Genomic DNA, 16,145 nt, shown 5'->3' with positions numbered 1-16,145 from the left:
AACGATGTGCTGATGATAGGGAGTGCAAAAGGACAATGACAGTGGCTGCTTCTTGGTCAGTGGGAACCTTAATTGTTTCAGCGATCGCCGCCCTGAGTGGCTTAAGCTGGCTCTTGTACACAGCTTATCAAGAGGAAAAACAATGTCCCCTGCGGGAGTATTCCCCCCAAGAGGCCTATGGTGAAACCCTCTGGCGCATGATCTTTGTCTATTGGCTCGTCTATTGTGGTGCGCGGGGTCTGCAAATCGCTGTACCATTAGAAGGCACTGATTTAGGTCAAATGTGCAAAATCACCGCACTCTTGGCCTTTTTGCTCACCACCTCTTCGCTGCTTTGCTTACCGATGCACTATTGGCAGGCACGCCAGCGCCAGCAACAACTCAATTAACCCTCGATTCGTCTCCTCCAAGGTTCAATTAAGGTTCAATGTGGTCTGACCTGCTCCAACAACTCCTCGATCGCCAAGCCCTGACGCAAGAGCAGGCCACCCAGTTAATGCAAGGATGGCTGGCAGCAGAAATTCCCGATGCCCTCGCCGGTGCCATTCTCACGGCATTACAGTTCAAGGGGCTGACGGTTGAGGAACTCACGGGTATGGCCAAGGTATTGCTGGCGCAGTCCGCCGCTGCACCGCTAAATTTAGCCGAACCCCTCATTGATACCTGCGGCACCGGGGGCGATCGCGCGGGTACCTTTAATATCTCCACAGCGGTTGCCTTTGTTGTCGCAGCAGCCGGTGTCAAAGTGGCTAAGCACGGCAATCGTTCCGTCTCTAGCCGCGTCGGTTCAGCGGATGTCCTTGAGTGCCTTGGGATCAATCTTGCCCACAGCGATCCCGCCTTTTTGCTCAAGGAAGTGGGGATTACGTTTCTCTTTGCCCCCGGTTGGCATCCCGCCATGAAAGCCGTGGCTCCCCTGCGCCGTACCCTGAAAATTCGCACCGTCTTTAATCTCCTCGGTCCTTTGGTGAATCCGCTCCACCCCACAGGGCAGGTGATTGGTGTCTTTAGCGATCGCTATCTTGAAGCCATGGCCGGCGCCCTCCAACGTCTCGGACGCCAACGCGGGATTGTCCTCTATGGTCGCGAAGGAGTGGATGAAGCCACCCTCGGCAATATGACCGATCTTGTCATGTTTAGTAGCCCTGAGGAATCGCTGCGCCAAGAAGTCCTTGATCCCCAAGCCTTGGGACTCGCCAGTGCCCCCCTGAGGGATCTGGCTGGAGGAGATGTCCAGACCAATGCCGAGATTCTTACCCAAGTTCTGCAGGGCAAAGGCACAACGGCTCAGCAGGATGTGGTGGCGCTCAATGCCGCCTTAGCTCTCTACGTGGCAGCAGTCGTTCAAGATTGGTGGGAAGGGGTGGATCGGGCAAAGGCGATTCTGGCCAGTGGCGCCGCATGGGACAAGTTACAGACATTGGTGACGCTCTCCAATGAGTCCTAGGGGGTCTGCCTATTTGCCGCCGTGGTGTGTCTTGGATCCCCTCTTGGATCAATGGTTACAGGAGGACATCGGTCGGGGCGATCGCACCACCCAAGCCCTGCATCTCCAAGATCGCCAAGGAAAAGCCCATATTCGTCTCAAAAGTCAGGGAGTGATTGCCGGTCTGCCCATTGTGGAGCGGGTGTTCCAACGCCTGACAGCAGCAGTAGTGTTTACCTACGAGCAGGCCGAGGGCACCCTTTGTGAGGCGCCGACAATTGTTGCTCGCATTGAAGCTCCCCTAGAAACCTTACTCCTAGGTGAACGGCTGGCTCTCAATTGCCTGATGCGCCTCAGTGGCATTGCCACCCTCACCCGTACCTACGCCCAGCAAATTGCTGACTTGCCAACGCAACTCGTCGATACCCGCAAAACAACGCCCGGACTGCGCCTGTTAGAAAAATATGCAGTGGCGGTGGGGGGCGGTGTCAACCATCGCTTTGGCCTTGACGATGCAATTATGATTAAGGATAACCACATTGTGGCAGCGGGGGGCATCACGGCTGCGGTTGAACAAGTCCGCCAATCCAGTCCCTTTCCCTTGGCCATTGAGGTGGAAACTGAGAGCCTAGAGCAGGTGCGCGAAGCCCTCTCCTTGGGGGTAGAGGTGATCATGCTCGACAATATGCCGATTCCAGAGATGACCCAAGCCGTGGCGATGATCCGCGCCGCAGCCCCCCACACTAAAATTGAGGCCTCTGGCAATATCACCCTAGAAACCTTGCGAGCAGTGGCCTTGACAGGGGTGGACTACATTTCTACGAGTGCGATAATCACGCGATCCCCTTGGCTAGACTTTAGTTTGACCATTCTTTGAGTCCTCTCTACCTCTTGCCCACAACGTCAGTACCTATTTTGGGAGGTTGCCCAATGTTGAAATCCATGAGAATGCCGCAGTTGGTGCAGCTCAAACCTTGGGAGTTAGTGGTGTCACTGATTGCAGTGGTCATTGCGGTACCGATTTTGGTCATTCTCAGTCAACTCTTTGTGAATACGGGTGACACTTGGCACCATTTGGCCACAACCGTTTTACCCGACTATTTACTCAACTCCCTCTGGCTAATGTTGGGGGTGGGAGCAGGGGTGATTGTCATTGGTGTCAGTACTGCCTGGCTGGTCACCAACTGTCAGTTTTGGGGGGTGCGCTGGTGGCAATGGCTACTGTTAACCCCCTTGGCAGCACCCGCCTATGTTTTGGCCTATACCTATACGGAGTTTTTTGCCTTTGAAGGTCCGATTCAGGGGTGGCTACGGGAGCTGACGGGCTGGGGCTACGGTGACTACTGGTTTCCCAATATCCGCTCCCTTGGCGGGGCGATCGCCATGCTCACCCTCGTTCTCTATCCCTATGTCTTTCTCTTGGCGCGGGTAGCCTTTTTGGAGCAGGCCACCTGTAGCTTAGAGGCCAGTCGTTCCCTTGGCTGTGGGCCTTGGCGCAGTTTTTGGACGGTGGCGTTGCCCCTTGCTCGGCCAGCCATTGCTGCCGGCACCAGCCTAGCGCTCATGGAAACCCTGAATGATTTTGGTACTGTGCAGTACTTTGGCGTGGATACCTTTACCACAGGCATCTATCGCACATGGTTTGGCATGGGCAATCGCGTGGCCTCAGCTCAGTTGGCAGCTGTTTTGGTGGTGATTGTTTTTGCCCTGCTGCTCGTGGAGAAATGGTCTCGGGGCAAGGCACGCTATTACAATCGCGGGAGCGATCGCCCCATTCCCTACGTGCTCAAAGGCTGGCGAGCGGCTTTGGCTTGGCTGGCCTGTGCCCTACCGGTGTTCTTTGGTCTTCTACTCCCCGGCGGGTTGCTCCTCTACTTGGCCATCAGCTACCAACAACTGCACCTCAGCCGTGAATTTTTAGAACACGCCAGCCACAGCTTGATTTTGGCCACCCTCTCTGCGGTTTTGGCGGTGGGCATTGCCCTGCTCTTGGCCTATGGGCATCGCTTGCTGCCAACGGTTTGGGTGCGTTGGGGAACACAGATTGCGGCGATGGGCTATGCCATTCCCGGTACGGTGATTGCGGTGGGGATTCTCATGCCCTTGGGGTGGCTAGATAACGTCATTAATGATGTCACTGAGCACCTGTGGGGGGTGGAAGTGGGCTTGATTCTCAGTGGCACAATCACAGCCCTGATCTATGCCTACTTGGTACGCTTTTTGGCGGTTTCCTTGGGCAGTGTGGAGGCCAGCCTAGTGAAGATTCGTCCGTCCTTGGATGAGGTGGCGCGGACATTGGGGCGATCGCCCTGGAATATTCTGCGCACGGTTCACTTGCCGCTGATGGTGCCCGGCCTTTTTACCGCTGCCCTGATGGTCTTTGTCGATGTGATGAAGGAATTGCCTGCAACATTGGTGATTCGCCCCTTTAACTTTGATACCCTAGCCATACAGGTTTACCGCTTTGCCTCTGATGAGCGACTTCCCGAAGCCGCCTTAAGTGCTTTGGCCTTGGTGGTCGTCGGTCTCATTCCGGTCATTTGGCTGGGACGGCAAACCCGCTGGGCAGATTAGGGAGTTCGGTTTACCGTTTACCAATCTTCTTAATAATTCGTTACATTAGAAACAACGTTCGCTAGGTGTGCTATGTACTTAGAATTTAAGGCCAGCCAATCTGTGCGCCTCAGTATTGCAACGCCCACGGCCCTTCTGCAGCACTACCTGCGCCAACCCCAGCGGCTGGTGTATGCCCTGACTGACCCAACACGGGTGGAATTTTTGGGTAGCGATCGCTTTCGCCTCAAGATGCGTCCCCTTAACTTTCTCATGGTCAGCTTGCAGCCCACGGTGGATCTGGCTGTCCATGCTAATAGCGATGGCTCTTTACAATTGCGCTCCCTCAGCTGTGAAATTCGCGGCGTGGACTACATTAATCGCCGCTTTCACCTTGCGCTCCAAGGCTATTTGTCTCCCCAAGCAACGGCTAGCGGTACCGATTTGATTGGTCTAGCTGACTTGCAGGTGGGCGTGGATATTCCGCCGCCTTTGGATCTCACACCGCGCCCGATTCTCGAAGCCACCGGCAATGGCTTACTCAAGAGCGTTCTGTTAACGATTAAACAACGCCTCAGTCAACACCTTGTCGCCGATTATCAACGCTGGCTCACGGAAGTGGAAACCAATGGCAGTGGCGATTGGCTCACGCCTGTCCCTGTCAGTTCCAGCTAAAATTTCCCTACAGATAGACCTGCTTGGTGCTGAGTAATTGCCCAAGGCCAAAGAGTCCCCGCTGAAAACCCCTTGCAGCAGCACCAATGGCCAAGGCATCCAAGCGCTCTAGTTGGGGGGGACGATTGACAAAAACAAGGGGAGTTTGCACCTGCTGATAAAAGGCACGGCAGTCTTCGTAGCTGCTGGCAATAATCCCACTGGCGGCGCTGCCATACTGGTGAATCCAATGCACTGCGGCGGTGAGATCCTCTTCGTAGTGCCACGCCAAGCGTTGATCCAGATAGGGGAGCGGCCACTCACTGGCGTCCACGAGGGGAATTTCGGGATAGTTGCGGTGTAAGTGCTCATCCACCCCCTGCTTGTAGCCCGCTTGGGTGAGTTCATTGATCACAAATGCCAGATGGGAGGGATTGACATTACCGAGCACAATGACCTTTTCAATGGCAAGGGCGCGATCGGGATTGGCTTGGTGGCTGTGCTGAATACAGTTGAGGACACTCTCTGGCGACACCGAACCATCCCAAACCAGATAGGTATTCCCAAGGGAAAGAGAGACCAAAGGACAGCGAGCAGCAGCGCGTTGCTCGGCCACAAAGCGGGAGCGGCCATAGACAAGGGCGAGATCAACAGCGACGGGATCCGCAAGCCAACTGGTTGGACTCAGGGAGAGGGTTTGAATGGTGGCTTTGGGCAGACTGGTTTTACTGAGGGCGGCCTCGATGAGACTGGCGATCGCCCCAGCAGTATAGCGGCTACTTTCACCACTCCAGAGCACAAGGGCATTTCCCGTTTTGAGGGCCATGCCCGCCAGCATCAAACTTAAAGTGGGTAGCCCTTCATAGACCAAGGCCACCACCCCCAAGGGCACGGCATACTGAAACCGCTCGGGTCGCGTTGGCAATGATTGCTGCCATGGATCTGCAGCATGGTAGAGGTGCTCTAGCCACTGGCGAATACGGTGCAGGCGCTCATGGGTCAGCCGTAGCCAGCCAAGAACAATCTGGGACACTGCTAAATCGCGGCTAGATTCAAGATCGAGCGTATTTTGCTCCAACAGGAGGGGTTCTGCTGTTGCCAACTCCTCAATCAATCGCCGAAGAGCGTCCTGACGGAGGGCATAGCTGGCTTGGCTGAGGTGTGTACTGGCGACCCGCGCCCCCCTTAGCGGCTCAGGCAACATGGCCGCAGCGCATTCAACGACGGGAGAGGGCAATCCAGACTAGAAATGCCGGTGTCAGTGCAATCAGCAGGGAGGCAATAATCCATAGCAGCCCTTCAGGTTTTAAGGACAATTGTAGAAGTAAGGGCAGCCAGAGGAGAATAGGCATCAATAAAAAGAAGCTCAGGCCAATCGCAAAATACCAATAGCTTTCTGAGAAGCCCCGCTGCAACTGATTCCACTGCAATCCTGTCCAATACCATGCGCGTTTGTAGGGATAGGTGGTGGCCAACTGCTCAATCGAATAGCCATCGGGACGGACGACAAAAATTTGCTGACAGCGCCGACAGCCAAAAGCTTCCGTGAGGGCGATCGGCATCAACTCCCCTTGGCGACGACAGGGGCAGGGGTAACTTGCATCGAGATCCAGTTTGTGAGGTTTAATCGGAGCCACGGTGGCTGTCCAAAACGCAAACGACAGAAAATGATTCGATGGCGGGCGATCGCTCGCCTACTGATACAGCATACAAAGAGAATTCTGTTTTGCCTGTGACTTATACAATTTGTTAAAGATAGCCGCGAAAGGGGGATATTTCGATTTTTCTGCAATGAGAGAATGTAGGCTAGGATACAGTTCTGCCGCAACCCCTCCTGATCATGATTCCCCAAGATTTTCTCGACCAAATTAACCCCGATCGCTACATTGTTCCCGTGGGGGAGAAATTTCACTGGCAGGACTATGATCCTGCCGATACCGCTGGCCTCAAAAGCAAAGTCGAAGCCCAAGAACTCCTTGCCGCTGGGATTAAGAAGCTAGCCGCTTACCAAGATGTTCTCTATGCCCAGAATATCTATGCGCTGCTGATTATTTTCCAAGCGATGGATGCAGCGGGCAAAGACAGCACGATCAAACACGTCATGAGTGGCATTAACCCCCAAGGCTGTCAGGTGTATAGCTTTAAGGCACCGAGTGCCGAGGAGTTGGATCATGACTTTTTGTGGCGCGCCAACCGCGCATTGCCAGAGCGAGGCTGTATTGGTATTTTTAATCGCTCCTATTACGAAGAAGTTCTTGTGGTGCGGGTGCACCCAGAGTTGCTGAACCGTCAACAACTTCCCCCCGAAACCAAGACCAAGCACATCTGGAAAGAGCGCTTTGAGGACATTAATCACTACGAACGTTACTTAACCCGCAATGGTATTCTCATCCTCAAGTTTTTCCTGAATATCTCCAAAGCAGAGCAGAAAAAACGCTTTTTGGAGCGCATTAGTCGCCCGGAAAAAAATTGGAAATTTTCCATTGATGACGTGCGCGATCGCGCCCACTGGGACGACTATCGAGAGGCCTATGCCGATGTCTTTCGCCACACCAGTACCGAATGGGCACCGTGGCACATTATTCCCGCCAATCGCAAGTGGTTTGCCCGCCTCATGGTGGCTCACTTCATTTATCAAAAGTTGGCGAGTTTGAACCTGCACTACCCAATTGTTAGTGAAGCCCACAAAGAGCAGTTACTGGAAGCCAAGGCATTACTGGAAAACGAACCTGACGACGAGGAATAACGGCTGCCACTGCCTCCCGAAATCGAGGAGCTTGGGAACATCCTTAGGCAGCTCCATCCCCTTGGGGAACCTCTTGCCATAGGGAGGTTGTTTCCCGCAGACTTTGGTAATCGCCATTGCCGAGAATTAAGTGGTCAAGCACCGGAATGCCCATAATTTGTCCCGCTTGCAGAATTTGTTTTGTCAAATCCAGATCCGCTTGACTGGGGGCTAAACTTCCTGAGGGATGGTTGTGGGCAATGATCAGGCGGCTCGCATTGCGACGCACCGCTTCACGGAAAACTTCACGGGGATGGACAAGGGTTTCTGTGGCGGTTCCCACCGTAATCACATGAGACCCCAATAGGCGATGGCGCACATCCAACAAGAGAACGGCAAAGCGTTCCGTCGGTTGCCACATGAGATCAGTACTGAGGACAGCAGCGGCAAGGGCAGGATTGTCAATGATCGTTTGCTCCCCCGGTCGCGACTGAAAGACCCGCTTCCCCAACTCCACAGCCGCCAGAATGGTCGTGGCTTTGGCGGGGCCAACACCAGGGATGGCCATCAATTCCTCTGGGGTAATGTCGCGTAAAAGGCTCACGGCATCGGTACTGTTACCACTGCGCTCCCCCAACTGTTTGAGGATAAATTGTCCTAAGCCCACGGCTGAGAGTTTGCCCGCCCCTTGACCAGTCCCCAGTAAAATCGCCAACAGTTCTGCGGAACTGAGATAGCGGGCACCTTGGCTGAGTAGCTTTTCACGGGGGCGATCGCCGACGGGCAGATCAGCAACACGGAGGGAGTAGGACATGACAGCAGCGATCAAGGGAATTGCTAAAAAGCATATCAAGATTTGCTTGTGGCAGCGTTGGGACTGGTTTAGAGAAATTTGCAAGAAATAGTTGACTTTTATTTGCAAGTAGTTCAAGCTAAAGAAAGTAAAGAAACCGTTTTCCTCTGTTCAGCCTCAATGAACGTATTGCGAATCTACTCCTAACTTTTCCTAGGGGGCAGGTGAGAGTTGCCTGTTCAGAAGTGCTGGGGGCGATCGCCCGATTGCCCTTGAATATCCTATAAATCGAGGCTTGCAGATACTTTGATCATGATTGAGGAGTGAATAATGGCGAGATCGATCGCGGTCTGGCTGGGGCTAGCTTTGGCTCCTGCTTGGGGAATGTCAGCGGCATTAGCTGCGAATCAGTTGCAAGACACACCCCATACGAGTGATGTGAGTGCCTCTAGATTTCTTGATGATGACTTGCAACAAGTGACTCATTCAGTAAAATCACCCTTGCAAGTGGCACAAGTGCCAACAGTGGCGGACTTAGAGGCTCAAGCTCCCGGACTCCCTGCCCCCGCGCCGTCTTTGGGAATACAGCGGACAATGCCGCAAGTAACCTCAGTGAATCAACTCTCGGATGTGCGCCCCACGGACTGGGCCTATCAAGCCTTGGCCTCACTGGTGGAGAAATATGGCTGTATTGCCGGTTATCCCGATGGCACCTTTCGCGGCAACCGTGCCGCCACACGCTTTGAGATGGCTGCAGCCTTGAATGCCTGCCTCGATGTGATGAGCGATCGCTTTGCCAGCAAGGAAGATCTGGCCACCCTTCAGCGGCTGGCGGAGGAGTTTAGTAGCGAATTAGCGGTGATCAAGGGACGGGTGACGAATCTGGAAGGTCGCGTTGCCAACCTTGAAGCAACCCAATTTTCCACCACCACTAAACTACGCGCTTCCGCAATTTTTAGTGTGTCCAATGTCCTCACGGGCACCCGAGCCGTTGCCGCTAACGCTGTTCCCAATCGCGGTCCCACCATCGAAGACAATCCCGTTGCTACCTACCGCGCTCGGCTGAACTTTGACACCAGCTTCTATGGCAAGGATGTCCTGCGGGTGCGCATTCAGGCGGCCAATATGCCTAACTACGGAACTGTTACCGGTACCAACATGGCACGGCTCAGCTACGACACCAACACTGGCGGCCAATTCACCATTGACGACCTCTACTACCGCACCCCTCTAACCAACCGCCTGTTCCTTGCCTTTGATGCATCAGCAGGCAATTTCGACAAGAATGTCTTTACCTTTAACCCCCTCTTGCAGTCCGATGAAACGGGAGCCATTAGCCGGTTTGGTCGCTTTAACCCCCTCTATCGCTTTGGTGGCGGCAACAGTGCCGGTCTGACCCTGCGTTACACACTCCTCGAAAATAAAGAACAGGGCACGCGCCTCGTCCTCAATCTTGGCTATCAAGCGCCCAATGCCAACAATCCCAACCGCAATACCCCGAATACCAATGGTTTGATTGGGGGAGCCTATGCAGCCTTGGCTCAATTGGATTGGCAGCCGGTGAAAAACTTAGCCCTCGGATTTACCTATGTGCGCTCCTTTGGTACTAGTGTTGCCGGCGGCACAGGAAGCAATGGTTTTATTGGATCGGCTGATAACCCCATTGGGAGTAATGCCAATGCAGCCGCCGATAACTTTGGCTTTCAGTTTACCTATCGCCCCATTCAAAAATTCAACATTGCAGGCTGGGTCGGCTACTCCAATGTCTATCAGGTACAAGGATTCACAGGCCCACGGCGAGAAGCAGAAGTCTTAAACTGGGCCGCCACCTTTGCTGTACCGGACATCTGGCGCAAGGGCGATGTTCTGGGTTTGATTGTCGGCCAACCCCCACAAACCATTAGCGTTCGTAATGTGGCGGGTGCCCCCGGCGCAACCTTTAACTCCTACCACATCGAGGGGTTGTACCGTATTCCGATCTCGCGGAATATTTCAATTACACCTGGCCTCATTGCCGTGGTCAATTCCAACAGCAACAGTAACAACGCACCGCTGCTTCTGGGGGTTGTGCGAACGACATTTAGCTTCTAATGCCTTGCATCTTCCCTGCCCAATGGGGCGGGGTTTCACTTTAAATCTTTAGGGGGTTAGGGCACTCTAAAAGGGCATCTGCTAAGGTAGGGGTACAGCCCTTTTCTGGGGCGCACAAAATAATTGCTAAGGTTGTTGAGTACTCACTTGGGAGCATTGCCCTATGTCCGAAGAACAAGTTTCGCCACCAGAGTCCCCGACTCCCGAACCTGAAACAGAAGCCGTCAGTCCAGAAGAGGTCACCGAAGCGGCAAAAGCTCTCCTTGCTGCTCTGCAACGGTTTGCCGCCGCTCAACTCAAAGCCCTACCAGCAGATGTACAAAAAGCCCTTGAAACGGCGATCGCAGAGCTGAAGTCGAATGCTGATACCGTCTCTAGCCATGTCAAGGATTTTGAGGAGCGACTCAAAGCGGCGTGGGAGGTGCTAACAGCAAAGAAAGAGTTGCCCAGTGGTGGTGATGGCGAGTCCTAGTCCGTTATTGCTTGAGCCATTCCCTTGGCAGGAGACCCTCCAGTGGCAACCCACACCCCAACAGCAGGAACAGTTCCAACGCTTCTATAGGGCAATCCTCGCAGCCAACCAAGGGATCAACTTGACGCGGATTACGGCAGTCCCTGATTTCTGGGAGAAGCACCTCTGGGATTCGTTGCGGGGGATTTTGCCATGGCTTCAGCCTACTGGGGGAACACCTTGGGGAACTAAGATTCAACAGGTCATTGATATTGGCAGTGGCGGTGGTTTTCCGGGGGTACCGGTGGCGATCGCCCGCCCCGATTGGTCAGTGATTCTCCTTGAAGCGACGCAAAAGAAAGTCAAGTTTTTGCAATCCCTACCCCAAACAGTTGATTTAGCGAACATTCACCCTGAATGGGGACGGGCGGAAACCCATGGCCGCCGCTATGATTTGGCGCTCATGCGAGCCGTGGGAAACCTTCGTCGTTGTTGTGCCTACGGTTTGCCCCTATTACGGTTGGGGGGCATTTTAGTCCTGTACCGGGGTCAGTGGAGCAAAGAGGATGCCCAAACCCTAGGAACCCTGCTGCCGCGATACCGCAGTCAACTCCTAGAGATTCAGGCCTTTGCCACCCCCTTGAGCCATGCCCAGCGCCACTGCGTTTACCTTCAGCGTCAGGGTTGAATGAGTGCTCTTGTCCTCGTGGGGACTCTTGATGTAAATAAATATGACAATTGATGGTTTGGAATTTTCGCCATACACATTTAGGGGGGGATCAGTTATACACAAATAGAGAGCAAACCAACAGATGTATTGAATTGATTGGTTGGGGCAATTTGGCAAGTTTCGGAGGAATACCGTCAATGTTTAGCGATAATAATACAGGTTTTACAAACTGGCTCGCCGATCTCGTCAATGGCATGGGTCTGGCATGGTGGGTCAAGATAGACACGAAAACACCCCCCTGCACCTACTACTTTGGCCCTTTTTTGACCCAAGCTGAAGCGGAAAGGGAGAAGCAGGGCTACATTGACGACCTGAGGGCTGAAGGAGCAGAGGGCTTGGAAGTGACGGTGATGCGCTGCCGCCCTGAAAAGGTGACCATTGAGGTCGAAAAAAAGACGCGGGTGCCCCTTAGTGTCGGCACGACATAGTCACCTGAAAACTGGTTCTAAAACTCTCCCTTTGAGGGCAGTGCACTCTCTCAGTTTTCTCCTAAACAGCGCCACTGGATGCCAACCCCAACAGGGCTATGTTCAGCAAGATGACTAAGGCGGATGCGATTCTCTGGGCGATCGCCTTTATTACGGGGTGTGTTTTCAGTCTCTTTCAGTGGGGCTGGCTGGGGGTCTTGGCTCTAGGAGGGATGCTTTACAGCGGGCGGCGCTGGGGCGGCAAGATTTGGCTGCGCCTGCCTTCGAGTCAAAGTTTTGCGATCGCTACCGGGGTTGCCCTCTTGGCAATGGCCTATGTGTGGCTGCGCACGCCCCAACCAAGTGTGAATGACATTAGTGGTTTGGTTCCTCGGCTTGAGGCTTTGAACCTACCGTCAACGGTGCTCGTCGAGGGGCGTGTTGAAACGAGACCACTGCCTAATCGCGCTGGGCGACGACGCTTTTTCCTAGGGGTGGAGCGTTATCAAAATCTCAGTCAAGTACCGGCCCAAAGTGGGGTGCTGCAAGGGAGAGCCAGTGGCCGCCTCTATGTGACACTGCCAGCAGCGGAAGGGGCAAAGCTACATCCCAGCCAACGGATCCAGATTTCGGGGCGGCTCTATCTACCTCGTGGGGGGGGCAGTGAATTTTTTCGTGCCTTTAACTTTCGGCGACAGCTTCAATTGCAGCACACCTTTGCCGGCTTAGCAGGCAACAAGGTCACGATTTTGGATCAGGGATCACCCTGGGGGTTGTGGGCACTGCGGCAGCGGATTATCCAAGTCCATGCCCAAGGGTTGGGCGATCGCTATGGTGCTGTGGTCTCGGCAATGGTGCTGGGGAACCGCGCGGTGGCCATTCCCTTTGAGGTGCGCGACAGCTTTCGGCGCGTGGGGCTATCCCATGCTCTGGCGACCTCGGGGTTTCATACGGCGATTTTGTTGGCAGTTGTCTTGGCGGTGGCGCGTTTCCTGCCGCAGCAGTGGCGCTATGGTTTGGGGGCTGGGGTCTTGGTGCTCTTTGCCTGTTTGAGTGGGTTTGCCCCCTCAGCAATTCGCGCTGTGTTGATGGGCTTGGCGGGTCTGGTGGCTTTGGTGAATGGTCAAAAGGGGCAACCCCTCGTGATTCTGCTGGCGATCGCCACTGCCATGCTGATCTACAATCCCCTGTGGATTGAGGACATTGGCTTTCAGTTAAGTTTTCTGGCCACATTGGGTCTCATTGTCAGTGCTCAACCGATCAGCGATCGCCTCGATTGGTTGCCAACACCCCTACGCAACCTTGTCGCGGTACCCCTCGCGGCCACCCTTTGGGTACTGCCCCTCTCTTTGGCAATCTTCGGTATTTTCCCGGTGTATGGTCTGCTGGCCAATGTCCTTGCCCATCTGCCCCTGGTTCTCTTGACGGTTGGCGGCTTCATCAGTGCAATGGTCGGCCTCCTCGTTCCGCCTGTGGGATCGGCGCTTGCTTGGCTCCTCTACTACCCCACAGCTTTCCTCCTGTGGCTGATTCAAACCATCGGCCAGTGGCCGGGGGCAACGATCGCCCTTGGGAGTCTGGGTTGGCTGCAAGTTGTTGTTCTCTACGGCCTGATTGTCCTTGTGTGGCTGAGTCCTCGCTGGCGGCGCCGCTGGTTTTTGCTCTTTACCCTTGGTGTCACTCTGGTTCTCGTGCCCTTTATTCTGCGCCAAAACACCCTCTTTCAAGCTACGGTTCTCGCCAATACACAGGTGCCGACACTGGTGATTCAGCAACCAGCGGGGACAGTGGTGATCAATGGGGGGGATTCCCAAGGGCTAACGGCTTTCTTGGCTCAAGAGGGCATTAACCGCATTGATTGGGCGGTGGCCAGCGATCGCCAGTACCGTCAACAACAGGGCTGGCGCGAGATTCATGGGATCACCCCAATTCGCCAGTTTACGGATGTGCCAACGGCCAAGAGTGATCCTGCCTACCGGGAAATGTTGACCACCCTCAAGGTGCCCCATCAATCGCTTCCCCTGCGGCAACCCGTTCAACTGGGTCAGGTGAAAATTACTGTCCTGCGGGCGGATCCGGCTATCTTGACCTTGGAGATGGGCAACAGTCAGTGGCTCTTTGTCAGTGATCCCAGTCGCGATGCCGCGCAAGCCGATTGGCTGGCCGTGACGCCCGTGGAGTCACCGCAGGTTCTCTGGTGGTGGGGGCGAAAATTGACGCCACGCCTCTTTGAGATTGTCAAGCCGCGCAGTGTTATTCTCAGTCACAATGCCCTTGATCCGGCGATCGCCCGCTATCTAAAGGAGAAAGAAATTCCCTATTTTGTGGTCGGAGAAGCCGGGGAAGTGCGCTGGCAGGCAGATGGCTCCCTGAAGGCCAATGCCCCTCAAAACGATGGCTTGATTTAGGACTCGCTTTGGCGCAAGCGTAAATGTGCGGTTGCCAATGTTTCTTGGAGTACCTGCTGAATGCGCTGCGGATCGGGAGTTTTGCCCCCCATCACGTCGCCAAAATAGACACAGGCGGCTTCCCCCAAGGCCCAAGTATAGGCCGCCGCCCAAGAGGCAGAGAGCACCGATCCCAAACCTGGAATAAATTTAATCAACTGTTGCCCCACCAACCGCGCCACAAATCCGCCACCAATTGTGGTCAAGATGCCCCCGGCTTGGGAAGGCGAAAGGGTCTGACCGTACAACTGCCCCAGCAGCACCACCATCACCACCTGCACCCCCACAAGGACTGGCATCGTGGCAAAGGGCAAAGGCACTGCCGCCAAGGTTCCTGCCATCACTGCAAAGGGGGCAATGTAGCGCCGCCCCACCTGACGATAGAGGGGAGCTAGTTGATCACTGAGATGGGATTGGGCGATCAGCTCGCGGAGCAGTTGGGCTTCTGCTTTGGGCAGCACTGCCTCTAGGGTTGTAGCAAGGGCCTCAAAGCCATAAAAAACAGGGGTGTAGCCGTCTTCTTCCAACGTAAAGTCAAGGGGAATGACGCGATCGCTAATGTCAGCAAAGCGTTCCTTCAGGCCGGCGATCGCCAAATTAACCTCAGGAATCTCTGGGGGATAGGGGGGATGATTTTCTTGGTTGGGGGGATACAGCTCGTGCAGACAGGTAATGGCCAAAATAAAGGGAATCTCTGGATGAGCCTTCTTCAGTGCCTTTGCCACTTGGTGCAGGCGATCGCCCGCAAAATCCGTTACCTTGACCGTCAAAATAATCACTCGTGCCCGTTGACTTTGCTGCAACAGGTGATCCAATTCCGCCACCACCTCAGCCGTTTGCGCTGGCGTTTCCCCCAAGCCCACTGTATCCGTGAAGGTGAGCAGTGGCAGTTCAGCTGTGGGATAGTCATAGCGCTGTGTTTGCCGCGTATGGGGACGAAACCCCGCCCCGACAATACTGGCATCGGCACCCGTCATTGCCCGCACAATCGAACTTTTCCCCGATTGAGGTTTGCCAATCAGCAAGACCTCCGTCGCCGGTAACTCCTGCCGTGCCCTAGCCAAGACCTCCGCCAGCGCCGTTGCATCCACCTGAAACCAGCGACTCAGGAACTGCCCATAGGAGCCTAAGAATTTAGGCTTGGGTTTCTCCACGGGCGTCGTCACCGTAGCTGGGGGATTCGCGGTAGATCGCATCCAGTTGGGCACGGGCATCCTCCACACTGAGAGAGCGCATCACCAACAGGGGCTCATCAATCACATGGCCATCGCTATCTAACAGTTCGGGATGGGTCACCCGTGGCGGTGAAAATTGGCGTTGTGATTCAATGCCGAGGGTCAACAAACTGCGAATCAGATTAGCCATGGCCAGTAGTGCCAAGACCGTAAAGGCAACAATATAGATCAACTGCAACATGAAGAGAGCACCTCCAAGCCAAGCGCCGAGAATGGTTTAAGCGTCACAAGATTTGGATAAGCGATAGTGGTGGGCAACCTGCCAGCACTCCATCAAGAGCGTATGCCACTGCATCAGTACCTGTGTATCAACCCCCACTTGGCCGTCCGTTGCCCGAAAGAGGCTTTGGGTAGCAATCACATCGCTGAGGGCCGTCTCCACCCGTTCAAGGAGTGCCTGCTGTTCCGCCACGTTCAAGAAGGGAATCACTTCTGTCTGCAAGAGCGATCGCGATCGCGTGAACCAGTACTGAAAATCTTCGAGTAGCGGCTCCAGCAAGACCTTAAGCAGTTGAGGTTCAGGTAAATTTGAGTGCAGCATAGAGATTGATGAGGGCGACCTACTTCTATCTTAAATCTTAAACTCGTTTACATATTGTTACATTGTTAATCTTTGACTGCATCTTTCCTCGG

General features: G+C 54.4%; 17 protein-coding genes. 11 read left to right on the top strand and 6 right to left on the bottom strand.

Features of this window, described 5'->3' with window-relative positions:
• Positions 1 to 35 precede the first annotated feature (35 nt).
• From RHJ80_RS11105 to RHJ80_RS11085, 5 genes are all read left to right on the top strand, one after another.
• Positions 36 to 389, top strand: a complete 354-nt coding sequence (locus tag RHJ80_RS11105) for a hypothetical protein (protein ID WP_310453513.1) — start codon at positions 36 to 38, stop codon at positions 387 to 389.
• Between the two features lie 38 nt (positions 390 to 427).
• Positions 428 to 1,447, top strand: a complete 1,020-nt coding sequence (gene trpD, locus RHJ80_RS11100) for an anthranilate phosphoribosyltransferase (protein ID WP_302678320.1) — start codon at positions 428 to 430, stop codon at positions 1,445 to 1,447.
• Positions 1,437 to 2,303: a carboxylating nicotinate-nucleotide diphosphorylase gene (gene nadC, locus RHJ80_RS11095; protein WP_206200214.1), complete on the top strand. Its 867-nt coding sequence runs from the start codon at positions 1,437 to 1,439 to the stop codon at positions 2,301 to 2,303. Before trpD ends, nadC begins: the two co-directional genes overlap by 11 nt.
• Before the next feature lie 53 nt (positions 2,304 to 2,356).
• On the top strand, positions 2,357 to 4,000 hold the full coding sequence (locus tag RHJ80_RS11090) for an iron ABC transporter permease (RefSeq protein WP_310800999.1): 1,644 nt from the start codon (positions 2,357 to 2,359) through the stop codon (positions 3,998 to 4,000).
• 72 nt (positions 4,001 to 4,072) lie between these two features.
• A complete protein-coding gene (locus RHJ80_RS11085) occupies positions 4,073 to 4,654 on the top strand; it encodes a DUF1997 domain-containing protein (protein WP_310800998.1) in 582 nt (193 codons plus the stop codon).
• A gap of 7 nt (positions 4,655 to 4,661) precedes the next feature.
• Here the strand turns inward: RHJ80_RS11085 and RHJ80_RS11080 are convergent, their stop codons facing one another.
• Together RHJ80_RS11080 and RHJ80_RS11075 are read right to left on the bottom strand one after the other, a co-directional pair.
• Positions 4,662 to 5,837, bottom strand: coding sequence for a hypothetical protein (locus RHJ80_RS11080; RefSeq protein ID WP_310800997.1), 1,176 nt, complete (start codon positions 5,835 to 5,837; stop codon positions 4,662 to 4,664).
• Positions 5,838 to 5,850: 13 nt separating this feature from the next.
• Positions 5,851 to 6,270 (bottom strand): hypothetical protein, encoded by a 420-nt coding sequence (locus RHJ80_RS11075; protein ID WP_206200210.1) that lies wholly within the window; start codon positions 6,268 to 6,270, stop codon positions 5,851 to 5,853.
• A gap of 203 nt (positions 6,271 to 6,473) precedes the next feature.
• Between RHJ80_RS11075 and RHJ80_RS11070 the strand changes: the two genes are divergently transcribed.
• Complete coding sequence (locus RHJ80_RS11070) at positions 6,474 to 7,379, top strand: polyphosphate kinase 2 family protein (RefSeq protein WP_310800996.1); 906 nt, start codon at positions 6,474 to 6,476, stop codon at positions 7,377 to 7,379.
• Positions 7,380 to 7,422: 43 nt separating this feature from the next.
• On the opposite strand, the gene radC is transcribed toward RHJ80_RS11070, so the two are convergent.
• Positions 7,423 to 8,172 (bottom strand): DNA repair protein RadC, encoded by a 750-nt coding sequence (radC, locus tag RHJ80_RS11065; RefSeq protein ID WP_302677555.1) that lies wholly within the window; start codon positions 8,170 to 8,172, stop codon positions 7,423 to 7,425.
• A 309-nt stretch (positions 8,173 to 8,481) separates the two neighbouring features.
• Here radC and RHJ80_RS11060 point away from each other — a divergent pair, with 309 nt between their 5' ends.
• From RHJ80_RS11060 to RHJ80_RS11040, 5 genes are all read left to right on the top strand, one after another.
• The gene (locus RHJ80_RS11060) at positions 8,482 to 10,242 is read left to right on the top strand and encodes an iron uptake porin (protein ID WP_310800995.1); all 1,761 of its coding nucleotides are present in this window, start codon (positions 8,482 to 8,484) and stop codon (positions 10,240 to 10,242) included.
• Between the two features lie 163 nt (positions 10,243 to 10,405).
• Positions 10,406 to 10,714, top strand: coding sequence for a hypothetical protein (locus RHJ80_RS11055; protein WP_310744558.1), 309 nt, complete (start codon positions 10,406 to 10,408; stop codon positions 10,712 to 10,714).
• Positions 10,701 to 11,381 carry a 16S rRNA (guanine(527)-N(7))-methyltransferase RsmG gene (gene rsmG / locus RHJ80_RS11050; protein ID WP_310800994.1) on the top strand — a complete coding sequence of 227 codons (681 nt, stop codon included), beginning with the start codon at positions 10,701 to 10,703 and terminating at the stop codon, positions 11,379 to 11,381. Before RHJ80_RS11055 ends, rsmG begins: the two co-directional genes overlap by 14 nt.
• A gap of 179 nt (positions 11,382 to 11,560) precedes the next feature.
• Positions 11,561 to 11,851: a DUF1816 domain-containing protein gene (locus tag RHJ80_RS11045; protein WP_302678315.1), complete on the top strand. Its 291-nt coding sequence runs from the start codon at positions 11,561 to 11,563 to the stop codon at positions 11,849 to 11,851.
• Between the two features lie 110 nt (positions 11,852 to 11,961).
• Positions 11,962 to 14,238, top strand: a complete 2,277-nt coding sequence (locus tag RHJ80_RS11040) for a ComEC/Rec2 family competence protein (protein ID WP_310800993.1) — start codon at positions 11,962 to 11,964, stop codon at positions 14,236 to 14,238.
• Here RHJ80_RS11040 and RHJ80_RS11035 read toward each other — a convergent pair.
• From RHJ80_RS11035 to RHJ80_RS11025, 3 genes are read right to left on the bottom strand one after another with little or no spacing between them, the layout of a single operon-like run.
• Positions 14,235 to 15,443: a GTPase gene (locus RHJ80_RS11035; RefSeq protein WP_310800992.1), complete on the bottom strand. Its 1,209-nt coding sequence runs from the start codon at positions 15,441 to 15,443 to the stop codon at positions 14,235 to 14,237. The two genes, RHJ80_RS11040 and RHJ80_RS11035, sit on opposite strands and share 4 nt — an antisense overlap.
• Positions 15,412 to 15,693 carry a DUF2973 domain-containing protein gene (locus RHJ80_RS11030; RefSeq protein ID WP_149819439.1) on the bottom strand — a complete coding sequence of 94 codons (282 nt, stop codon included), beginning with the start codon at positions 15,691 to 15,693 and terminating at the stop codon, positions 15,412 to 15,414. Before RHJ80_RS11030 ends, RHJ80_RS11035 begins: the two co-directional genes overlap by 32 nt.
• A 36-nt stretch (positions 15,694 to 15,729) precedes the next feature.
• On the bottom strand, positions 15,730 to 16,053 hold the full coding sequence (locus RHJ80_RS11025) for a DUF2605 domain-containing protein (protein WP_206200203.1): 324 nt from the start codon (positions 16,051 to 16,053) through the stop codon (positions 15,730 to 15,732).
• Between the last annotated feature and the right edge of the window lie 92 nt (positions 16,054 to 16,145).

The sequence above is a fragment of the Thermosynechococcus sp. QS41 genome (genome assembly GCF_031583515.1).
GTDB lineage: Bacteria > Cyanobacteriota > Cyanobacteriia > Thermosynechococcales > Thermosynechococcaceae > Thermosynechococcus.
Note: the sequence above shows the minus strand (reverse complement) of the source record. Positions and strands in the feature narration are given on the sequence as shown.